This is a genomic window from Clostridium sp. CM038 (assembly GCF_055081105.1).
On record NZ_CM143651.1, the window covers coordinates 3666680 to 3686829 of the forward strand.

At 32.6% G+C, this 20150-nt stretch carries 17 protein-coding genes, 1 riboswitch and 1 other annotated feature; of the genes, 3 read left to right on the plus strand and 14 right to left on the minus strand.

Translation table 11 applies throughout. The annotated features are described in order from the left end of the window. Positions 1–3 precede the first annotated feature (3 nt). Positions 4–684, minus strand: coding sequence for a response regulator transcription factor (locus ACWJKS_RS16790; RefSeq protein ID WP_165413827.1), 681 nt, complete (start codon positions 682–684; stop codon positions 4–6). Between the two features lie 634 nt (positions 685–1318). After that, positions 1319–2386, minus strand: coding sequence for a C40 family peptidase (locus ACWJKS_RS16795; protein ID WP_462960078.1), 1068 nt, complete (start codon positions 2384–2386; stop codon positions 1319–1321). A 310-nt stretch (positions 2387–2696) separates the two neighbouring features. On the opposite strand from ACWJKS_RS16795, the gene ACWJKS_RS16800 reads away from it, so the two are divergent. From ACWJKS_RS16800 to thrS, 3 genes are all read left to right on the plus strand, one after another. Then, positions 2697–2951 carry a hypothetical protein gene (locus tag ACWJKS_RS16800; RefSeq protein WP_462960079.1) on the plus strand — a complete coding sequence of 85 codons (255 nt, stop codon included), beginning with the start codon at positions 2697–2699 and terminating at the stop codon, positions 2949–2951. A 165-nt stretch (positions 2952–3116) separates the two neighbouring features. After that, complete coding sequence (locus ACWJKS_RS16805) at positions 3117–4013, plus strand: polysaccharide deacetylase family protein (protein WP_462960080.1); 897 nt, start codon at positions 3117–3119, stop codon at positions 4011–4013. Positions 4014–4115: 102 nt separating this feature from the next. After that, positions 4116–4318: a binding site (T-box leader), on the plus strand. Positions 4319–4452: 134 nt separating this feature from the next. Continuing rightward, complete coding sequence (gene thrS / locus ACWJKS_RS16810) at positions 4453–6390, plus strand: threonine--tRNA ligase (RefSeq protein WP_165413831.1); 1938 nt, start codon at positions 4453–4455, stop codon at positions 6388–6390. Between the two features lie 53 nt (positions 6391–6443). Here thrS and ACWJKS_RS16815 read toward each other — a convergent pair whose 3' ends face one another. The 12 genes from ACWJKS_RS16815 to ACWJKS_RS16870 all read right to left on the minus strand — a co-directional run bounded on the left by ACWJKS_RS16815 (position 6444) and on the right by ACWJKS_RS16870 (position 19892). Next, complete coding sequence (locus tag ACWJKS_RS16815) at positions 6444–8102, minus strand: glutamine--tRNA ligase/YqeY domain fusion protein (RefSeq protein WP_216302407.1); 1659 nt, start codon at positions 8100–8102, stop codon at positions 6444–6446. A 201-nt stretch (positions 8103–8303) separates the two neighbouring features. Next, a complete protein-coding gene (locus ACWJKS_RS16820; protein WP_462960081.1) occupies positions 8304–9341 on the minus strand; it encodes a Gfo/Idh/MocA family protein in 1038 nt (345 codons plus the stop codon). A gap of 117 nt (positions 9342–9458) precedes the next feature. Then, positions 9459–9701 carry an HAD family hydrolase gene (locus ACWJKS_RS16825; RefSeq protein WP_462961091.1) on the minus strand — a complete coding sequence of 81 codons (243 nt, stop codon included), beginning with the start codon at positions 9699–9701 and terminating at the stop codon, positions 9459–9461. A gap of 185 nt (positions 9702–9886) precedes the next feature. Beyond that, entirely contained in the window at positions 9887–10792 is a 906-nt protein-coding gene (locus ACWJKS_RS16830) for a metal ABC transporter substrate-binding protein (protein ID WP_462961092.1), read from the minus strand. Between the two features lie 324 nt (positions 10793–11116). Next, on the minus strand, positions 11117–12799 hold the full coding sequence (locus ACWJKS_RS16835; RefSeq protein WP_165413835.1) for a ribonuclease J: 1683 nt from the start codon (positions 12797–12799) through the stop codon (positions 11117–11119). 607 nt (positions 12800–13406) lie between these two features. Further along, positions 13407–13838: an arsenate reductase/protein-tyrosine-phosphatase family protein gene (locus ACWJKS_RS16840; protein ID WP_220286312.1), complete on the minus strand. Its 432-nt coding sequence runs from the start codon at positions 13836–13838 to the stop codon at positions 13407–13409. A 96-nt stretch (positions 13839–13934) separates the two neighbouring features. Continuing rightward, on the minus strand, positions 13935–14177 hold the full coding sequence (locus ACWJKS_RS16845; protein ID WP_165413837.1) for a hypothetical protein: 243 nt from the start codon (positions 14175–14177) through the stop codon (positions 13935–13937). Positions 14178–14598: 421 nt separating this feature from the next. Then, positions 14599–15780: a cation:proton antiporter gene (locus tag ACWJKS_RS16850; RefSeq protein ID WP_462960082.1), complete on the minus strand. Its 1182-nt coding sequence runs from the start codon at positions 15778–15780 to the stop codon at positions 14599–14601. Between the two features lie 64 nt (positions 15781–15844). Then, positions 15845–15910, minus strand: a riboswitch (Fluoride riboswitch). An 89-nt stretch (positions 15911–15999) separates the two neighbouring features. Further along, positions 16000–17742 (minus strand): arsenical pump-driving ATPase, encoded by a 1743-nt coding sequence (gene arsA, locus ACWJKS_RS16855; protein ID WP_462960083.1) that lies wholly within the window; start codon positions 17740–17742, stop codon positions 16000–16002. Positions 17743–17946: 204 nt separating this feature from the next. Continuing rightward, complete coding sequence (gene arsD, locus ACWJKS_RS16860; RefSeq protein WP_462960084.1) at positions 17947–18342, minus strand: arsenite efflux transporter metallochaperone ArsD; 396 nt, start codon at positions 18340–18342, stop codon at positions 17947–17949. 93 nt (positions 18343–18435) lie between these two features. After that, entirely contained in the window at positions 18436–19500 is a 1065-nt protein-coding gene (gene arsB / locus ACWJKS_RS16865; protein ID WP_216302400.1) for an ACR3 family arsenite efflux transporter, read from the minus strand. Between the two features lie 47 nt (positions 19501–19547). Continuing rightward, the gene (locus ACWJKS_RS16870; protein ID WP_216302399.1) at positions 19548–19892 is read right to left on the minus strand and encodes an ArsR/SmtB family transcription factor; all 345 of its coding nucleotides are present in this window, start codon (positions 19890–19892) and stop codon (positions 19548–19550) included. Positions 19893–20150: the final 258 nt, after the last annotated feature.

Sequence of the window (20150 nt, forward strand, 5' to 3'; positions counted from 1 at the left end):
AAATTAATCACCACCAAATTTATAACCAATTCTAGTTACGGTTATTACATATTTAGGATTTCTACTGTCTTCTTCTATTTTTTTACGTATATTTTTAATGTGTACATCTATCGTTCTATCAAAACCTTGAAAATCTATTCCCATTATTCTCTCAATAAGCTGCTCTCTTGTGAATACTTTTCCCCTGTTAGATGAAAGAATATGCACTATGTCAAATTCATTTGGTGTAAGAGCTATTTCTGTCCCGCGTACCTTAATTATTCTTTTGTCATAATTAATTTCTAAATCTCCATTATTATAAACTTTTGTTTCAAACTTATTTACATTAATCCTTCTAAATAAAGCATTTACTCTTGCTGTTAGTTCTCGCGGGCTGAAAGGCTTAACAAGATACTCATCTGCTCCAAGGTTTAATCCTTGTATTCTATCTTCTAATGTACCCTTTGCCGTAAGCATAAATATATGCACTTCAGAAATTTTTCTTAGCACACCGCACACCTCTTCGCCAGATATGTCCGGTAGCATTAGATCCAAAATAACTAATCTGAATTCAATTTTTTCGAAAAGTTTTATGCCTTCCAGTCCCTTTGTGGTGCAATGTACTCTATATCCTTCTTTTTCAAGATATGCTTTTAATATTTCTGAAACCTTTTCTTCATCTTCAATAATCAATATATTATCCATGTTTAATTACCCCTTCTTTAATCCTAATAGTTGATAGTTACACATTTTTATATTATAAAAGCTAAAAGGTTGTTAACCGTCCCCACTTATTTCTTCAATTAAAAGACAAATAATTGTTAACCGTCCCTACTTGTTTAAATTAAATTCCGATCATTATTATATTCCCCTAAGGTTTAGCATAATCGATATATAAAGGAATTATAATATGAAAGTGAAATTCTGCAAGAAAAAATCAATTGTCTAATGCTGTTATTACTATGATAACCGAAACTCATCCTAATATAAAGATATCCAAATAAAATGTCTTTAAAAATACCATAAATTCAATATTCATCCTATTCAAAGGTTAATAAAGAGCTATTAGTAATCATGGATACTAATATTTGTAATATGATAAAGTAAATTATAATCATAGAAAAAATTTATCAAAAACTTATGTAGTTGTTGTGAAGATTATCAATTTGGAATTATTTTGTGAAAATAAACTCCTCGTAAAACTTCAAAAACGGTTAACAATTATAACTAATAATTGTTAACCGTCCCCACTATGTTGTATGGTAAACATAAAATTCTCTTTCGTTTGCACGGCGCAAAGGAGAAATTTTATGCTTTACTATTTTTAATTATGTACTTTCTATTTCACTCGTCTAGCTGATATAAAATCTGATCTTGTCATAGCTGAAACTTTAACCACATCTCCTGTACTAGGAGCATGTATATATGTATTATTCCCTACATAAATACCCATGTGATGCGGATTACCAACACTTCCAAAGAACACCAAATCTCCAGATTGAAGGTTATTTCTAGACACTTGTACGCCATCCTTTATCTGATCAAAGGTTGTCCTTCCTACAGATATTCCAAAATGTGCATATACATATTGCGTAAATCCTGAGCAATCAAATCCCGATGGCGATGTACCGCCCCATAAATATGGTGTGCCAAGAAAGTTAGAAGCATAGGCTATTACAGCATTACTTGATGGAGTAGCTGCGCCTCTTGAAGGTGTAAATTGAGGTGATGCTTCCTTTGCTTTTGTTATGTTTTTAGTTGCTAATATTTGTGGATTGCTTGTCCCTCCTGGAAGAAGATTTTCCTTGCTATTTCGCTCAGCCAGTAATTTGTTTTGTGATTCTTTAGTTGCAATCATCTTATTTAACTTCTGCTTATTTTCTACTTGTAAACTCAATAATACCTTCTTTGTCTTGTTTAAATTTTGCTGTTTTTCATTTAATTCTTTTCTGGTATCTTCAAACTCATCCATTACTTTTATATCATATTCTATAACGGTTTTTATATTTTCTACTCTTGATACAAAATCACCGAAACTCTCTGAATCAAGTATTATGCTCGCATATCCATTAAACCCGTTTATGTACATGGTTCTCATCCTACTATTAAATACCTTCTGTTCTTTTTCAGCCTCTTTTTCAACCTGATTAATCTCCACTGCGGCACTTTCAATTGCCTTTTCAGTTTTAGATATTTTATCTTTATTCTCTTCTGTTTTAGCCATGTTTTGTTGAATTTCATTATCAAATTCTTCTATTTTCATTTCGATTTTTTCTCTTTGTCCTTCAATTTTAGATAATGAGTCATTCTTCTGCACCTCTGCATTTGGTCCAACAGCTAATACAGTTACGTTTGAATTAAAAATTAATATCATCATAACTGCAAGATTTCTTAATGCATTCTTCATTAGTACATCCCCTTCATTTGTTTAGAATTTATAACTTCCTAAGAAATATACCACAGTTTTATGTATTTGTTATGAAAATTGTCCATTTTTATGCAATTGGGAAACATTACATAAAATAAACTTCTCGTGAAACCTGACAAAACGGTTAACAATTATATTAATAATTGTTAACCGTCCCCCACTTTGTCTGCAAAAACATTACCTTATTTATTAAAAAAATCCATTATTTATTAATGCAGAAGTTGAGTTATAACACATTGCAGTGTATAATATTGTCGATTGGTAAGTTTTACAAGGAAGGAGAATAAGAATGAAAAAGAAAAATATTATTTCCATAATGCTTGTTAGTGTCCTATTTTTAAATTCAATATTTTTTTATTTTTTTAATAACAGTAAAATAAATGCTAATAAACTCAAAATTGAATCTTTAAGAATCGAATTTGATTCTCTAAAAGGTGAAAATCAGACTTTAACAAAGACAAATTATCAATTGATTGAAACAGCTTCTAGCGTTTCAGAAAAAGTTAATAGGTTTAACTCATCTCCTTCGGAGCTGAAGTATTAACGACCTCAGAAGGAGCTTTATACTTCCACTGAAGTTCTCTGTGTGTTCGGGGGGTGTAACTCCCACTTATAGAAGTTGGAGACTTCCTTCTGAAATGTCGTTAAACCTATTACAAATTGATATAGATAATATATGTACATGAATATAAAAAAGGAAGGTATTACTATGAGAATTTCAATCATAGAAAAAAAGCACTCATTAAAACTCCTAATAGTAAAAATTTCTATTTTTACTTTATGCATTACTTCGTTTTTAGGAGTCGCAGTTAGCCAAGTAACCGTAGTTTCAAGTGAACATCAACATAGTTTATTGTCGCATCAAATAGCTCAGATTCATGAGGACAATAAGAAGTTAAAATCACAAAATAAGATCCTCGAAAGTACTATCAAAAAGGATGAAGTCTTATATAAATCCAAATTAGATAATACTAAAATAGCTTATTTAACCTTCGATGACGGGGTATCTAGCAACACTTTACAAATTTTAAAAGTCCTAAAAAAATATAATATTAAGGCTACTTTTTTTGTAAATGGTCACCCTGAATCAAGATTTTTGTATAAACAAATTTCTGACGATGGGCACACTTTAGCTAATCACACTTACAGTCATGATTATAATAGTATTTATGCATCGCCAGATAATTTTAAAAAAGACGTAAAAAAATTAGATTCGTTCCTTACTGAAATTACAGGTAAAAAGCCTAGTCATATTTTAAGATATCCTGGTGGCTCTAATAATACTATTAGTCACAGTTACGGTGGCATGGAAATAATGAACACTGTAATTAGTGAAATGAATAAGGATGGTTATAAATACTTTGATTGGAATGTTGATTCTAGTGATGCTTCCGCTTTTTGTCAGCACAAACATAAGATTATAGAATCAGTTTTAACTCAATCTAGTCGGACTAAACACGCCATTATATTAATGCATGATTTAAATCCAAAAACCACAACAGTTGAAGCCTTACCTGAAATTATTGAGGGTCTTACAAATCAAGGTTTCATCTTTGATGTACTCTCTGAAAATACTTATCCACCACAATTTAAAGTAGTAAAATAGAAAATCTTACCTACTATTTATTTTGTTGAAAACGCCTAAATAACTTTATTTGCTACCTTGACATCTTTAGTGCAAGTGCTATAATTAATATAAATATAATAATTTAATTCTACGAAGAGAAAAGTAAGCCATGGCACATTTACAGAGAAAGGATACCTTAGCTGGAAGTATTCTTAAATGAAATTGGCTGAAGACTGCCTCTGAGTGACTTCAATAAAGTCCGGTAATTCCGTTATAATTATTAAGTGGTTTATTTTATAAACAATTTGGGTGGAACCGCGGGAAATTATAATCTCGTCCCAATTCTATAATTAGAATTGGGACGGGTTTTTTTTGTTTTATAAAAATATAGGTTTAAAGAATTGCGCATAATATTTATGCTAGTGTTATTTCTCAAATATGACTTAACCCTATAAGATAAAAGAAAGGAGCAATACATATGATAAACATTAAATTAAAAGATGGTTCAATTAAAACTTATGAATCTGAAATGACTGTAATTGAAATTGCGAAAGATATTAGTGAGGGCCTTGCACGAGTTGCTTGTGCTGGAATGGTTAATGATGAAATCGTAGATTTACGTTATAAAATCACTAAGGACTGCGATGTTAGTATATTAACTTTTGATAGCGAAGAAGGTAAAAAAGCCTTTAGGCATAGTGCTACTCATATTTTAGCTCAAGCAGTAAAGAGATTGTTCCCTAGTACAAAACTTGCCATCGGACCTGCTATAGATGGGGGTTTCTACTATGATTTTGATAAACAAGATTCTTTCTCAGCAGATGAAATTAAACAAATCGAAGTAGAAATGAAAAAGATTGTTAAAGAAGATCTTCCAATAGAAAGATTCGAGCTTGAAAGAGATGAAGCTATTGCTTTTATGGAAGAAAGAGATGAAAATTTCAAAGTTCAATTAATTGAAGACCTACCAGTTGACGCAAAATTATCATTCTACAAACATGGCGAATTTACAGATCTTTGTGCGGGACCACATTTAATGTCTACAAAGTATGTAAAGGCATTTAAACTTACTCAAGTTGCAGGAGCTTACTGGAGAGGTAACGAGAAAAACAAGATGCTTAGCCGTATATATGGAACTGCCTTCACTAAAAAATCCGATTTAGATGCTCATATAGAGAAGATGGAAGATGCTAAAAAAAGAGACCATAACAAGCTTGGCCGTGAACTAAAATTCTTTACAACATCAGATGTTATAGGTCAAGGTTTGCCTCTACTTATGCCTAATGGCGCAAGGGTAATCCAATTATTACAACGTTTTGTTGAAGATGAGGAAGAAAAAAGAGGTTATGTTTTAACTAAGACTCCTCTTATGGCTAAGAGCGATTTATATAAAATGTCTGGTCACTGGGATCATTATAAAGATGGAATGTTTGTCCTTGGTGATGAATCTAAAAATGAAGAAGTCATGGCACTTCGCCCAATGACATGCCCATTCCAATTTACAATTTATAATGCAGATCAAAAGAGTTATCGTGACCTTCCAATTAGATATGGGGAGACTTCAACTTTATTTAGAAATGAATCTTCAGGTGAAATGCATGGTCTTATGAGAGTACGTCAGTTCACTATTTCAGAGGGTCATTTAGTTGTTACCCCTGAGCAATTAGAAGAAGAATTTAAAGATGTTATAAATTTAATTAACTATGTAATGAAAACACTTGGAATCGAAAATGATATTACTTACAGATTCTCTAAATGGGATCCAAAAAATAAAGATAAGTATATTAACAACCCTGAGGCTTGGGCAGAAACTGAATCGAAGATGAAAGATATACTAGATCACTTAGGAATAAATTATAAAACAGCTATCGGTGAAGCTGCTTTCTACGGTCCTAAGCTTGACCTTCAATTCAAAAATGTTCATGGTAAAGAAGATACTATAATTACAGTGCAAATTGACTTCGCACTGCCAGATAGATTTGACATGACTTATATTGATAAAGATGGAGTTAAAAAGCGTCCATATGTTATCCATAGAACTTCTATTGGTTGCTATGAGCGAACACTTGCAATGCTTATCGAAAAATATGCTGGTGCTTTCCCAACTTGGCTTGCACCACTACAAGTTAAGGTATTACCTATTTCTGAAAAATATCATGATTATGCAGAAAAGGTAGTTGCAAAGCTTAAGGAATCAAGAATCAGATCCTCTGCAGACTTTAGAGCAGAAAAAATTGGCTACAAGATTCGTGAAGCTCGTAATGAAAGAGCCCCTTTCCTATTAATAGTTGGTGAAAAAGAGGCAGAACTAAATGAAGTCTCTGTTAGAAGCCGCAAAAATGGTGATGAAGGTGCAACTTCTTTAGACTCATTTATTTCAAGAATTAAAGAAGAAATAGAAACTAAGCTATTATAATTAAAAAAAGCAAGTACAGGATAAAATCTTGTACTTGCTTTTTTTATTAACTTTTATTTATTAATTTTAAATGAACTTTTTAAAGATGCTATTCTGTTAAACACTATTTTATCATCGGTTGTGTATCTAGAATCTACATTAAAATATCCATGTCTGAAGAATTGAAATTTATCTTGTGGTTTTGAATTCTTCATATTTGGTTCTATAAACCCTTGTAATATTTCTATAGAATCCGGATTTATTTGATCTATGAAAGTTTTTCCTTCTTCTTGCTTCTCATCTAAAATTAAAGGCTCATATAACCTAAATTCTGCAGGCACTGCATTTACTACATCTACAAAGTGAATTGTTCCTTTAACTTTTCTCCCTGTAAATCCACTACCACTCTTAGTCTCTGGGTCATAAGTACAATGAATTTCACATATATTTCCGTCAGCATCTTTAATCATTTCATTACATTTTATAAAGTATGCTCCCTTAAGCCTTACTTCGTTACCTATGAACAATCTAAAGTATTTCTTAGGTGGATTTTCCATGAAATCTTCTCGTTCTATATATATTTCTCTTGAGAATGAGACTTGGCGAGTTCCCATTTCTGGATTTTCTTGATTATTCTCAATTTCAAGCATTTCCACTTGAGCTTCTGGGTAATTTGTAATAACTACTTTTAATGGTCTTAAAACTGCCATAGTTCTAAGCGCCTTTGGACTTAAATCTTCTCTTATAAAGTGCTCTAGCATTTGTCCATCTACAGTGCTGTTACCTTTTGCAACGCCAATTTCTCTGCAAAAATTGCGTATAGCTTCTGGTGTGTAGCCACGACGCCTTAGTCCTGCTATAGTTGGCATACGTGGGTCATCCCAAGCATCTACAATTCCTTCGTCTACTAATTGCTTAAGATTTCTTTTACTCATTACTGTATTTGTTATATTTAATCTTGCGAACTCTATTTGTCTTGGCTTACTTTCCATTTCGCATTGATTTACTACCCAATCATATAATGGACGATGATCTTCAAATTCTAAAGTACAAATCGAATGTGTAATACCCTCAATTGCATCTTCTATTGGATGCGCATAATCATACATAGGATAAATACACCATTTATCTCCTGTATTATGATGCACCGCATGAGATATACGATAAATTATTGGATCTCTCATGTTTATATTAGGAGAACTCATATTAATTTTAGCTCTTAGAACCTTGGATCCATCAACGAATTCACCTTTTCTCATACGGTCAAATAGATCTAGGTTCTCTTCCACAGTTCTATTTTTGTATGGACTTTCTTTACCTGGCTCTCTTAAAGTACCTCTGTACTCTTTCATTTCCTCAGCTGTAAGATCGCACACATAAGCCATATTCTTTTTTATTAATAATACAGCACGTTTATACATTTCATCAAAATAGTTTGATGCAAAAAATAAATCATCCCACTTGAATCCAAGCCATTTTACATCTTCTTCTATAGATTTAACGTACTCTTTGTCTTCTTTTGCTGGGTTAGTATCATCAAAACGTAAGTTTGTCTTACCTTTAAATTCATCTGCTAATTCAAAATTTAAAATAATTGACTTTGCATGCCCAATATGCAAATATCCGTTTGGCTCTGGTGGAAAACGAGTAATTATTTTTTTGTGTTTTCCGCTTTCTATATCTTCCTTAACAATATTTCTTATAAAATTTGATGAAGTCGTTTTATTTTCCATATTTGACACCTTCCTTTTAATCTAGCATACTTTATGCTAATCATATCTTGTATGCTTCTCATACCTTGTATACCTCACATACCTTGTAAGTTTTACCTATATGCTAATAAATATATCACAAAAACAGTTTTTTTTCTACGTAGCGCGGTATTAAATGTTATGCTTTTTAAGTATCCCGTTTTGTTTATAGTGGTTTAATGCCTATCTCCCATACACCTTATCAATTATTCTCTGGCATTTTAATGCATCTGAGAAATCGCCATCAATGCCACCTTCGCAATTATTAAAAATTTTATTAGCAAAATTTATAAGTGAAGCTGTATGACAATTTTGGAAAAATCCTAGGGAGTTCCTTTTGTCAGCATAATATTTTAATAGACTATCTCCTGATGCTACATTTTTAATTTCTGTTGAGCTACTTTCATATCTATATATTTCAATTTCATAAGGATTATTAAAATTAATTTTTATACTACCTTTGCTACCATAAACTACGAAATCATCTGTTTGTTCTCTTTCAGTAAATACTCTTGAAACCTCTAGACTTCCGAAAGTTCCATCTTTTAATGTAAAATCACAATTTGCAATTTCATCAACCTCTGCTCTTTCCTTAAAATAAATCCTAGTCTTCGCTTCTACTTCTTCTATATCTCCCATAGTAAATTGTATCATGTCAATTAAATGAACACCTAAATCCAGTAGTGCTCCTCCGCCAGAATTTTTCCCAGTTCTCCAAGTGCCCTTTTTCTTTTCATTTAAATAACTGTCATGATAAGTTCTAACTTTAAAATCTATAATCTTCCCTATGGTCTCTTTTTCAAGTTCTCTTTTTAATAGAGAGAGAGCGGGCATAAATCTATAAACTAAGGCTACAGAATTTATTATATTATTTTTCTTAACAAGTCTCTCCATTTCCATAGCATCAAAAATATTCGTTGCTAGAGGCTTTTCACAGTAAATAGCTTTTCCATACGCAGCTGCTTTTTTTACAATATCAAAATGTGAATCATTCGGGGTACATATATCTATAAAATGAACTTGTTCATCCTTAAGGACCTCTTCAATGTCCGTAACATTTCTCACACAACTTATGGGTATGTTTGTAGGCTTTCTAGTTACAATATGTGTTAAATTTAACTCATAAGGGAGTGAAAACCTTACGTTAGCGTCGTAAACTGCTAATAAGTGAGTTTTTGCTATACCACCATATCCTATTATCGCAAAGTTTATTTTTTTCATAGATTTATACCCCGCTTTCATTTTATGTAAGCTCTACGTTTGTCTTTTCTACAATTTCCTCTGCAAACATAGTATCTCCACCTTACTATATATAATGTATACATAATGTAGCTAATATTATTTTTGATAGAACTTGTCTATCCCAAGATAGAACTGATCAATTATCACATAATCAGCGTTTTTTTTAATTTCCACAAAGGCATTCCCCATTACCACTCCAAGTCCTACATACCCAATCATTTGTTTATCATTCCCTAAAGCCCCTATGCATATAATTTCATGTGGCTTTATTTCTAATTCCCCTGCAAGCTTTTCTATGCCTGACCTTTTACTAGAGCTTTTGTTCATAACTTCTACAATAAAAGGTGCTACTTTTCAAACAGTGAATTTTGTAATTATATATTAAATTCTTGTTAGTTTAATTATACAATAGGAACAAACAATAGACTATAGACATCAAATAGTATATAAGGTTATCTGCTGATAACATTAAGAAATTAAAATTAATTAACCCCACCTTAATTAATCTAAGATGGGGTTAATTATTATTTTAAGCTATTATATATATTGGATAGATTTTCTTTCATACTCTCTATATATGTTTTATTTCCTTCATTACTTTCTATTGTGTATATTTTTTGCACCTTAGCACCTGAATCTTTTGCAATGGCTTCAGATACTCTTGCACTTGCAAGTTCTTCCATAAAAATAACTTTTATTTTATTTTTCTTGGAAAAATCTATTATCTCCTTTAATTTTTGAGGGGTAGGCTCACCTCCTGCAAATACACCTTCTACACTATTTTGCTTTAAACCAAAATCTCTGCACAAATACCCAAAAGCAGCATGACTTGTAACAAAATTCTTATTTGTTACCGCATCAAATTTTACTTTATATTCGTTATAAAGCTTATCAAGTTCACCTGAGAATTCTTGGAAATTTTTCTCATAAAAATCTTTATTTTTTGGATCAGCCTTAACTAATGCTTCTTTTATGTTTTTAGTTTGAATTTTTGCTTCTCTTAGACTCAGCCATATATGTGGATCATATTGACCATACTCCTTAACTTTTTCGCCCTCGTTTTTTATTGGATTTACCCCAATAGATGAATCAACTACAACTAAATTTTTATTATCTATAGCCGTTAAAGTTTTATCTACCCAGGATTCCATTCCAAATCCCGTATAGACGAACAAACTAGCTTTACTTATGTTTTCCATATCCTTTATTTTCGGTTCAAATTCATGTGGTTCAGAACCTTCCGGTACTATTGTTCTCACTTCTACTTTATCTTTTCCAATAGCCTGCACAAATCCCTTTAATGGATTAAAAGACACTACCACTTGTAGTTTTGACTGGTCACTTTGCTTACTGGTTGTAGCATTTGAACACCCAACTAATGTACCTATCATACATGTTAAAAGTATGGCATTAATAATTTTTCTCAATATTTTTTCACTCCTTAAACCTTCACCTGTAGTGCTGTTATATTATTGTTGCTTGTTGCAAATGATTTGCATTTACCTTTATACTATATCCAAGTATTTGCAATCTGTCAACATTTTATTCGACTTTAACAAAAAGTATATAAAAAAAAGTATGTATTATTATAATACATACTTTTTTACTTATTTAAATCATCTCCTGCGAAGCTGAACAGCTGCAACGGAGCTGAATTAACGACTTCAAAAGGAGATTTATACGCCCACTTATAAAAGTGGGCGACTTCCTTCTGAAATATCGTTAAAAATAAAGAACATAAAAATTTAGTTTTCTTAAATTTCCATTATTATTGGTATAATTATAGGTCTTCTCTTAGTTTTTATATATAAGAACTGGCCTAAAGCGTTTCTGATACTAGCTTTTATTACTACCCACTCTTTAATCTTATTATTTAAGCACTGTTCTAATTCTTTTCTCACAATGTCTCTGGCCTCATTAATAAGTTCATTGGATTCTTTCATATATACAAACCCTCTAGTTATTATATCTGGTCCTGCTACTATACTATAAGTTTCTCTTTCTATAGTAACTACCACGGTAAGTATACCTTCTTCTGCTAAATGCTTTCTATCTCGAAGAACAATATTCCCAACGTCCCCTACTCCAAGTCCATCTACCATTACGGCTCCCGTTTGAACTCTTCCTGCTATTCTACATTCGCTTGGGGATACTTCTAATATTTGTCCTGTTTCTGCAATAAAAATCTTTTCAGAATCCATTCCTAATTTCTCTGCAAGCAACGCATGTTGTTTAAGATGTCTATATTCACCATGAACTGGCATAAAATATTTAGGACGAACTAGCGTATGGATTAATTTTAATTCCTCTTGACACGCATGCCCAGAAACATGAATTTCCTCTGTAGTATTATATATTACATTAGCTCCCTTTTTGAATAGTTCATTTATAACATTGTATATGAACTTTTCATTCCCTGGAATAGGAGATGCAGATAAAATAATCAAATCACCTTTTTGTATTTGGATACTTCTATGAGTTGATGATGCCATTCTTGTTAATGCAGCTAGCGGTTCACCTTGACTACCAGTAGTTACTATTGTTACCTTATCATCAGGGTAATTATGAAGATCTGATACAGTAATTATAGCTTCCGGCGGTATATGTAAATATCCGAGATTCATAGCTACTTCAGAAATTCTCTCCATGCTTCTTCCACTAAATGCTATTTTTCTTCCATTCGAAACTGCAGCATTAGCAATTTGTTGTATTCTATGAATATTTGATGCAAATGAAGCTACTATTACTCTGCCTTCTGCCTTATAAAATATTTTATTTAGAGTTTCTCCAATTACTTTTTCAGATATAGTAAATCCAGGGCGTTCTACATTAGTACTATCAGCCATTAGTAGTAGTACTCCTTGCCCACCTAATTTTGCAAATCGCTCTAAATCGATAACTTCTCCATCAATTGGAGTATAGTCTATCTTAAAGTCACCTGTGTGTATAATTCTACCAATAGGCGTGTGTATACAAATGGAGCAGGCATCTGCTATGCTATGACTAACTCTTATAAATTCTACACTGATTTTATCTAGCTTTATAATATCTCCCGATTTTACTACATTTAGGGTGCAATCTGCCAATATTCCATGTTCTTGCAACTTATTTTCTACAAGTCCGAGCGTTAGACGTGTTCCATACACTGGAACATTCATTTGTTTTAAAACATATGGTAATGCGCCTATATGATCTTCATGACCATGGGTTAGAAAAATCCCTTTTATCTTATCTTTATTCTCTAAAAGATATGTTATATCAGGAATTACTAAATCCACTCCATACATATCCACGTCTGGGAATGCTATTCCACAATCTATTATGATAGTTTCTTCTTTGTATTCTATCGCAGTAATATTTTTTCCAATTTCTCCAAGTCCACCTATTGGAATAACTCTAATTTTATTTTTACCTTTACTTTTATAATTATTATTCAATACTTCCCTGATTCCTAAATATTTGGCAATCTATCCATCCAATATTTTCGTTTTGTCGACTAAACATAATGACAGTATCACAGGACTCAACTACTTAGGTCAGTACCACTATACTAATATTAACTTACTATTCCAAGTATTCTCTTCCTATTACCTAGCCATAAATCAGGTTTTTCACCTACCTTTTCTTTTATATTTTTAATAAAATTATATTTCAAAGCGCCGCTTATTATATAAACACCACTCTCTTTATTTAACTATATATTTTATAACACTTTTCTTATCATACTAAACGTTAAATCATCTCCTGCGAAGCTAAACATCTTTGAAGAAGATGAATCGTCGACTCCGGAAGGATATTTATACTCCTACTGAAGTTTTCTATTTGTTAGGGTACGTAACTTCCACTTATAGAAGTGGGAGCCTCCCTTTTGAAATGTCGTTAAAATAATAAAATGTTTGTAATTTCCTAATAAATACATTAACCATGGTTACCTTTACTCTAGTTAAATATAATTATACCATATAACAATTGATTATATCCAATTATTATATAAAAAAGGTTGAGAAGTAATTTCTCAACCTTAAATCATCATCTACGGTGCTATTAAATTATCATCTTTAATGCTGTTAGATCAATTTCGTTATTTTCTATTCTTTTCTTTAAGCTTTTAACCTTTTCTTCGATTATTTTCGCCACTATTATAAATTCTTCATCAGCTTTCCCAGTGGGATCTTCTAGACCCCAATCTTCTTCATACTTGTGTGCCATAATTGGACATGATACATTACATCCCATTTTTATTACAATATCAGCTTCTGGTATATCATCTATTAATTTTGATGCATGAGTTTCATTCATGTCTACATTGTATAAATTCTTTATTATTCTTACCGCATCTTGGTTAATTTGGGGCTTAGTTTCAGTACCTGCTGAATAAGCTTCAAACACAGATGACCCAAATATCTTTCCGAGCGCTTCTGCCATTTGTGATCTACAAGAATTATGAACACATATAAATGCTACTTTTAGTTTCATAACATCATTCTCCTTCTAAAATTTCAATATATAAATATAAGAAAATAACTAGCATAATCACTAGTCATTTTCTTAAAAAATTTTATTCTAAGTTAGTTATTTATCTAACATTATTTGCTTTTTAAATATACCGCCTTGCTTAGTGTAGTGCAAAATATATTCTTTGTCATAAACATTATGTATTTCTAAATTAATAATTCCTTTTGTTACTAGGACTAATTTTATTTTTTTAAATTCATCAAGTTCTTCTTTTTCAAGCATAGTGTAGATAAGCTTTTGTGAATACATAGCCCATGTTTTTAACAGGTCATCTGTTGGCGTGTTTACGTCTATATTCATTTACATTCCTCCTCGTATAATACTAATAATATTATTATATATATTATGATTTTTATCCTACACTCTATTATATATAATTGTTCATATATAATCAACTTTCATTGATATATTATATTGTATTTATTATAATATTTTTTTATAAAGTTAATAGTTATGGTACCCATTTATAATTATTAACCATATTTTTAAAAATAAAACAATTATTGTTTAATTTTTATTCTAAAATCTATAAATAGGACGTCTTTTAAGGACATTTCAGAAGGAAAGTTTTCCACGTCTATAAGTGTGGGTTACCTACTCTAACAAATAGAAAACTTCAGTGGGATTATAAATCTCCTTCTGGAGTCGTCAATTCATCTTCTTTGAAGCTGTTCAGCTCCGCAGGAGATGATTTAACACAGTAGTAATATAAATATGAAATCTAGTCGTCTGGCAATAACTTTTCCCCTGCTACTTTAATACCTATAGCTCCAAGTGGTGCGGTTACAAATATGGACAATACAGCAATTGCCAATATAAGTTCTCCGGATTCAACCCCAGCAGCTAATGGTACTGCGCCCATGGCCGCCTGCACAGTCGCTTTAGGAATATATGAGATCACACAAAACAGTCTCTCTCTTGCATTTAAATCAGTACCCATTAATGATACTAATACCCCTATACTTCTTGCTACTAGTCCACCTGCAATAATAATTAACCCTAATACACCTGATGATGAGGCAACATATATATTGACCTTCGCTCCAACTAATACGAAAAGTAAAATTTCTGCAATTACCCAGACCTTATTAAGTTTTAATGACATTCTATTAGCTACTTTAGCGTATTTTTCTAAAAGGATAAACCCAATAGTCATTACTCCTAGAAGACTTGCAATGGGTACTATATTTTTAAAAGCATCTTCAATTCCTGTAAGCATAATTGCTGCAGCAATTATTATTAAAGTTTTCTTAGTATCTCTCATGTGATATTTTTTAAATATCGCTACTAATAAAATCCCTGCAATGACACCAATTGCTATTCCAATAAAAATAGATATGGGAATATCCAATATTTTCATTGGTATATTTACATTTTTACCGCCATATGAACCTAAGAAAGTTGAAAATATAGTTATCGCAAAAACATCATCAATAGAAGCTCCTGCGAGTATTATGGTTGGTATGCCTTTTTTTTCTCCTTTCCCTCTGGATATAAAATTAAGCATAGGTGGAACAACTACTGCTGGTGAAACTGCAGCTATTATAAATCCAAGCATTCCAGCCTCAACTTTTGTTATTCCAAGTACATAGCTTGCTATAAACATAATACTAAGCCCTTCAAAAATACCAGGTATGCAACTCATTTTTAAGGCAGGAACCCCGACTTTGTTTAAAGTATCCTTTTTAATCCCAAGGCCCGCTCTTAGCAGGATAATAATAAGTGCAATTTTTCTTAAATCTGGTGAAATTCTAAGTATATCCGAACTTATTATATTTGTACCATAAGGTCCTAGTATCACCCCCAAAATTAGCATTCCAATCAGTCCTGGAAGTTTTAATTTTTCAAATAATTTATTGGCCATTAGTCCTAGAATAATTATAATCGCTAAACTCATTGCCATATTACAATCCCTCCCTTTTCTTTGATATTTTTTACAAAACAAAAGACTCCTACTTAGCATAAACCACTAAGTAGGAGTCATTAATTGCAAAATTGCAATGGTTAAGGTGAACTCCATCACCTATCTTATAAATATATTATACTCCACAAATAAATTAAATCAATAGTTAGACAAATGAAAATGAATACCAATCCCACCAAAGTTCCTGATATCTAGAATTTATAGTAATAACTCATTTAACTTGTCACCTTTAATTTCATCAGGGCTCCACGCGATGAGCGCAAATTTACCGTTTGCATGTGCATCAACCTTGTTAATCCATTCAATTTCATTGCTTGCCTTTGCGGCTAACAATTTATTGGTTGTACCTGTCGCATGTAGTGATGAGTTTATAATCCACCATTTTGTCGAAATTTTCGCACGTTTTAAATCTTCTTCAAGACGAATTGCTTCATATACAGGTGTAGCTTCAGCAAGAGTTACAATGATGACTTCAGTTTCATCAGCATTTCGGAGCCTTGGCAACAGTTTTTTCACAGATTGTGGAATATCGCCTTGTGAGCGTTTGATTTCTTGGTTATAGCTTTGAGTTGACTCAAGTAGCAGTAAAGTATGCCCTGTTGGAGCGGTATCGATGACAACGATCTGATCGACCGCCTTTTCTACTATTTCTGCAAAGGCTCTAAATACTGCAATCTCCTGTGTACATGGAGATCGGAGGTCCTCCTCAACATAAGCAATATCATCATCTGCCATAGTTTCTCTTGCCTTAGACAGCACTTCATCCTTATATTTTTTAAGTTCAGCCTGCTCATCGATGTGGCTCATCGTAATATTACTACTCTCATTAATAACAAATTTGAGATGGGCTGCAGGGTCAGTTGTGGTAAGATGTACTTTTTTGCCCTTTGCCGATAATCCCAAAGCAATCGCCGCCGCAATTGTAGTTTTACCTACGCCACCCTTGCCCATAGCGAAGATTACCTTTTTGTTGCTTTTATACAGTTCTTCAATAACATCTTTTAACTGAGGAATGGTTTCAGCGTTTATCTTTTCATTGCTGACACTATAATTATCTTTGGTAAGAAGTGCCCTGACATTTTCCATCCCTGTTATATTGTAAGCCCTGAGGGGTACCATGTAGGCAGTAATTCCCTTAAGTCCCTGTGGCATTTCCTTAAGTGACTTTTGCTGTTTTTGATACAGCCTTTCGGACACACTGTCATCATAAGAACTCATCACACCATTAATTATCATTGTTTGATTGTTTACACCAATCTGCGAAAGTTCTTTTGATGCTCTTTCCGCTTCTTTAAGCGGTGTCATTTCAGGCCTAGAGATAATCATAAGTGTTGTTAATTCTCCATCGGATAATGTTTCTACTGCTTTTTTATAGATTTCTCTTTTACTCTCTAGACCAGAAAGCTGGCCTAAACAGGATGCACCATGTGTGTTTTCGCTAATAAAATTACTCCAAGCCGATGGTAATTGAAGCATTCTAAGTGTGTGACCAGTAGGCGCAGTATCAAATATAATATGGTCATATTCCTCCTGCAATCTTTCATCGGTTATGAATTTTGAAAATTCATTGAACGCTGCGATTTCAACAGTGCAGGATCCAGAAAGTTGTTCTTCCATGTTTTTAAGCACTGCATCTGGCAACTTACCACGGTAAGGTGCGATTACGCTCTCTCTGTGCTGGGCTGCCGCTTGAATTGGGTCAAGATTAGCAACAACGAGATTTGGAACTCCCTTAATTGGGATACCTTTATTTGTCAGCTCAGTGTTAAAAACATCCTGCAAATTTGATGCAGGATCAGTGCTTATAAGAAGCACCTTTTTCCCACTGTCTGCAAGGATGACTGCTGTAGCGCAAGCGGTTGAAGTTTTACCTACACCACCTTTGCCTGTGTAAAATAAATATTTTGTAAGTTTAATATTTTGCGGATTAAAAATTTCCATGTTTATTTACCTCCAGCTTCATTATTAAGTACTTTTGTAATTTGGCTTGTATTTGATACGCTTCGGTTACATTATTAAATCATCTCCTGCGGAGCTGCATATTAACGACTTCAGATGAGATTTATACTCCCGCTGAAGTTTTCTATTTGTTAGGACATGTAACTCCCACTTACAGAAGTGGGAGACTTCCCTTCTAAAATGTCGTTAACAGCATTTCCCACCAGAACAGCCACAATCCCCTGATTTAGGAGTTACTTTTATTTTGAAAGTCTTTCGCTCTTGACCTAAAAAGCTAATTTCTATATTTAGAAATTTAACTAGTTCTTCATTGGTTGGGTACTTACCTATTAACACGATTTCACCGTCCAAAACAGTAACCGGCAACCCATCAATGCCTTTTTCATTTATAAAGTCATTAACTACTTTGTTATTCACAAATTCCTGTGGTGAACTTGTGAGGTTAAACCTCTCAACCTCAACTCCATTTTTCTTTAATGCACTAAGGACAGTCGAAATCCTAAGAAGCTCTGGATCTACGCCTACGCCGCAAAGTCCTGTTGAGCAACACATAGCTGGTTCAAATATTTGCATTTTTTTCATTAATAATCTCTCCAATCATTTTTATTATTTTAATACTTTTTATTATTTTATTACTTTTTATTATTATTATCACTTTTAATATTTTTAATATTCTTAATTATTATGAACTACTGGTTGTGGAAACCAATGCTTGGTTTTGTTTGCTATTCTTACAAGAATCAGCATTACTGGCACTTCAACTAACACTCCTACCACTGTAGCTAGAGCTGCAGGAGAATCCATGCCAAACAGAGAAATGGCAACAGCAACTGAAAGTTCAAAAAAGTTTGATGCCCCAATCATTCCAGCAGGTGCGGCAATATCATGCGTTAGTCTTAATTTTTTACTTGTTAAATAAGCAATAAAGAAAATCAAAAATGTTTGAATAGTTAGTGGTACAGCAATTAGTAAAATGTGCATTGGATTGTTTATTATAGTTTCACCTTGGAATGAGAATAACAATACCAACATAAGTAGCAATCCAACAGTAGTTGCATTATCAAACTTGTGGAGGAATGTATTTTCAAAGTACTCTGTGCCTTTTTTCTTTGTTACCGTAATTCTAGTTAAAATGCCCCCAACTAGTGGAACAACAACAAACAAAACAACTGATAAAATGAGTGTATTCCAAGGAACTGTGATGTTACTGACACCTAAAAGAAATTTCACGATAGGTATAAATGCAACCAGAATGATTAAATCATTTGTGGCTACTTGCACAACAGTATATGCAGGATTACCTCTAGTAAGGTGGCTCCACACAAATACCATGGCAGTACATGGAGCGGCCCCAAGTAATATGGTTCCTGCAAGATATTGTGTAGCTAGTTCCGGTGTTATAAATGCTTTGAATACTACAAAAAAGAAAAATGAAGCTATTGCATACATACTAAATGGTTTTATAAGCCAATTCGTTATCCATGTTACATATAACCCTTTAGGGTTCTTTCCTACATTTTTAACGCTTTGAAAGTCTACCTTCATCATCATGGGATAAATCATTACCCAAATGAGTATAGCAGTGGGGATGGAAACCCTGGAGTACTCAAACTTATTTAAGAATTCCGGAATCCCTGGAATAAACTTGCCAATGAGCACACCTACGCTCATACAAATAGCTACCCAAACAGTCAAGTATTTTTGAAAAAATCCAATCTCTGGTGTTTTAACTTCACTCATAATTAATCACTCCTCCTAAGATCATCACCTGTGGTACTGAAATGTCGTTAACTTTGTGTTTTACAATCACATAAATTTTGTAGTTTACATTTATCCCGTTTTTCACAATCGCTATTATAACAAGATATCTGTTTGAGTTCCTTTATTAAATAAGCAAATAAGTCTGGGTTTTTCTCTATAAATTTATTATCTATTTTGTAGTATGTCCATTGTGCCTTTTTGTAACTTTCTAATATCCCACACTTTTTAAGTGATGTTAAATGCCGTGAAACATTTGACTGCGTCATATTTAGACACTCTTCGATTTCGCATACACACATTTCACCTTGAATAATAAGTGCCATTATACGAAGTCTGTTTTCTTCCGCTAATGCTTTAAATATATCAACCACTCTTTTCCCTCCTACTATTTCTTGTATCTTTATATGTTCCTATAATCATATAGTATGTCTCTAAAACCCCATTTGTTACAATGGGATCTAACCGAATATTATTTTGTTACTAATTCGTACATGAACATCTACTCATATACTACGTCACATAGCATTTATTGTCAATAGCTCCTATGTGATTATTTAATATTTTTCATTATATAGAAGCGGGAGACTTTCCTAACATTCCCACAGTTGTCAATTATTTAACAATATAGT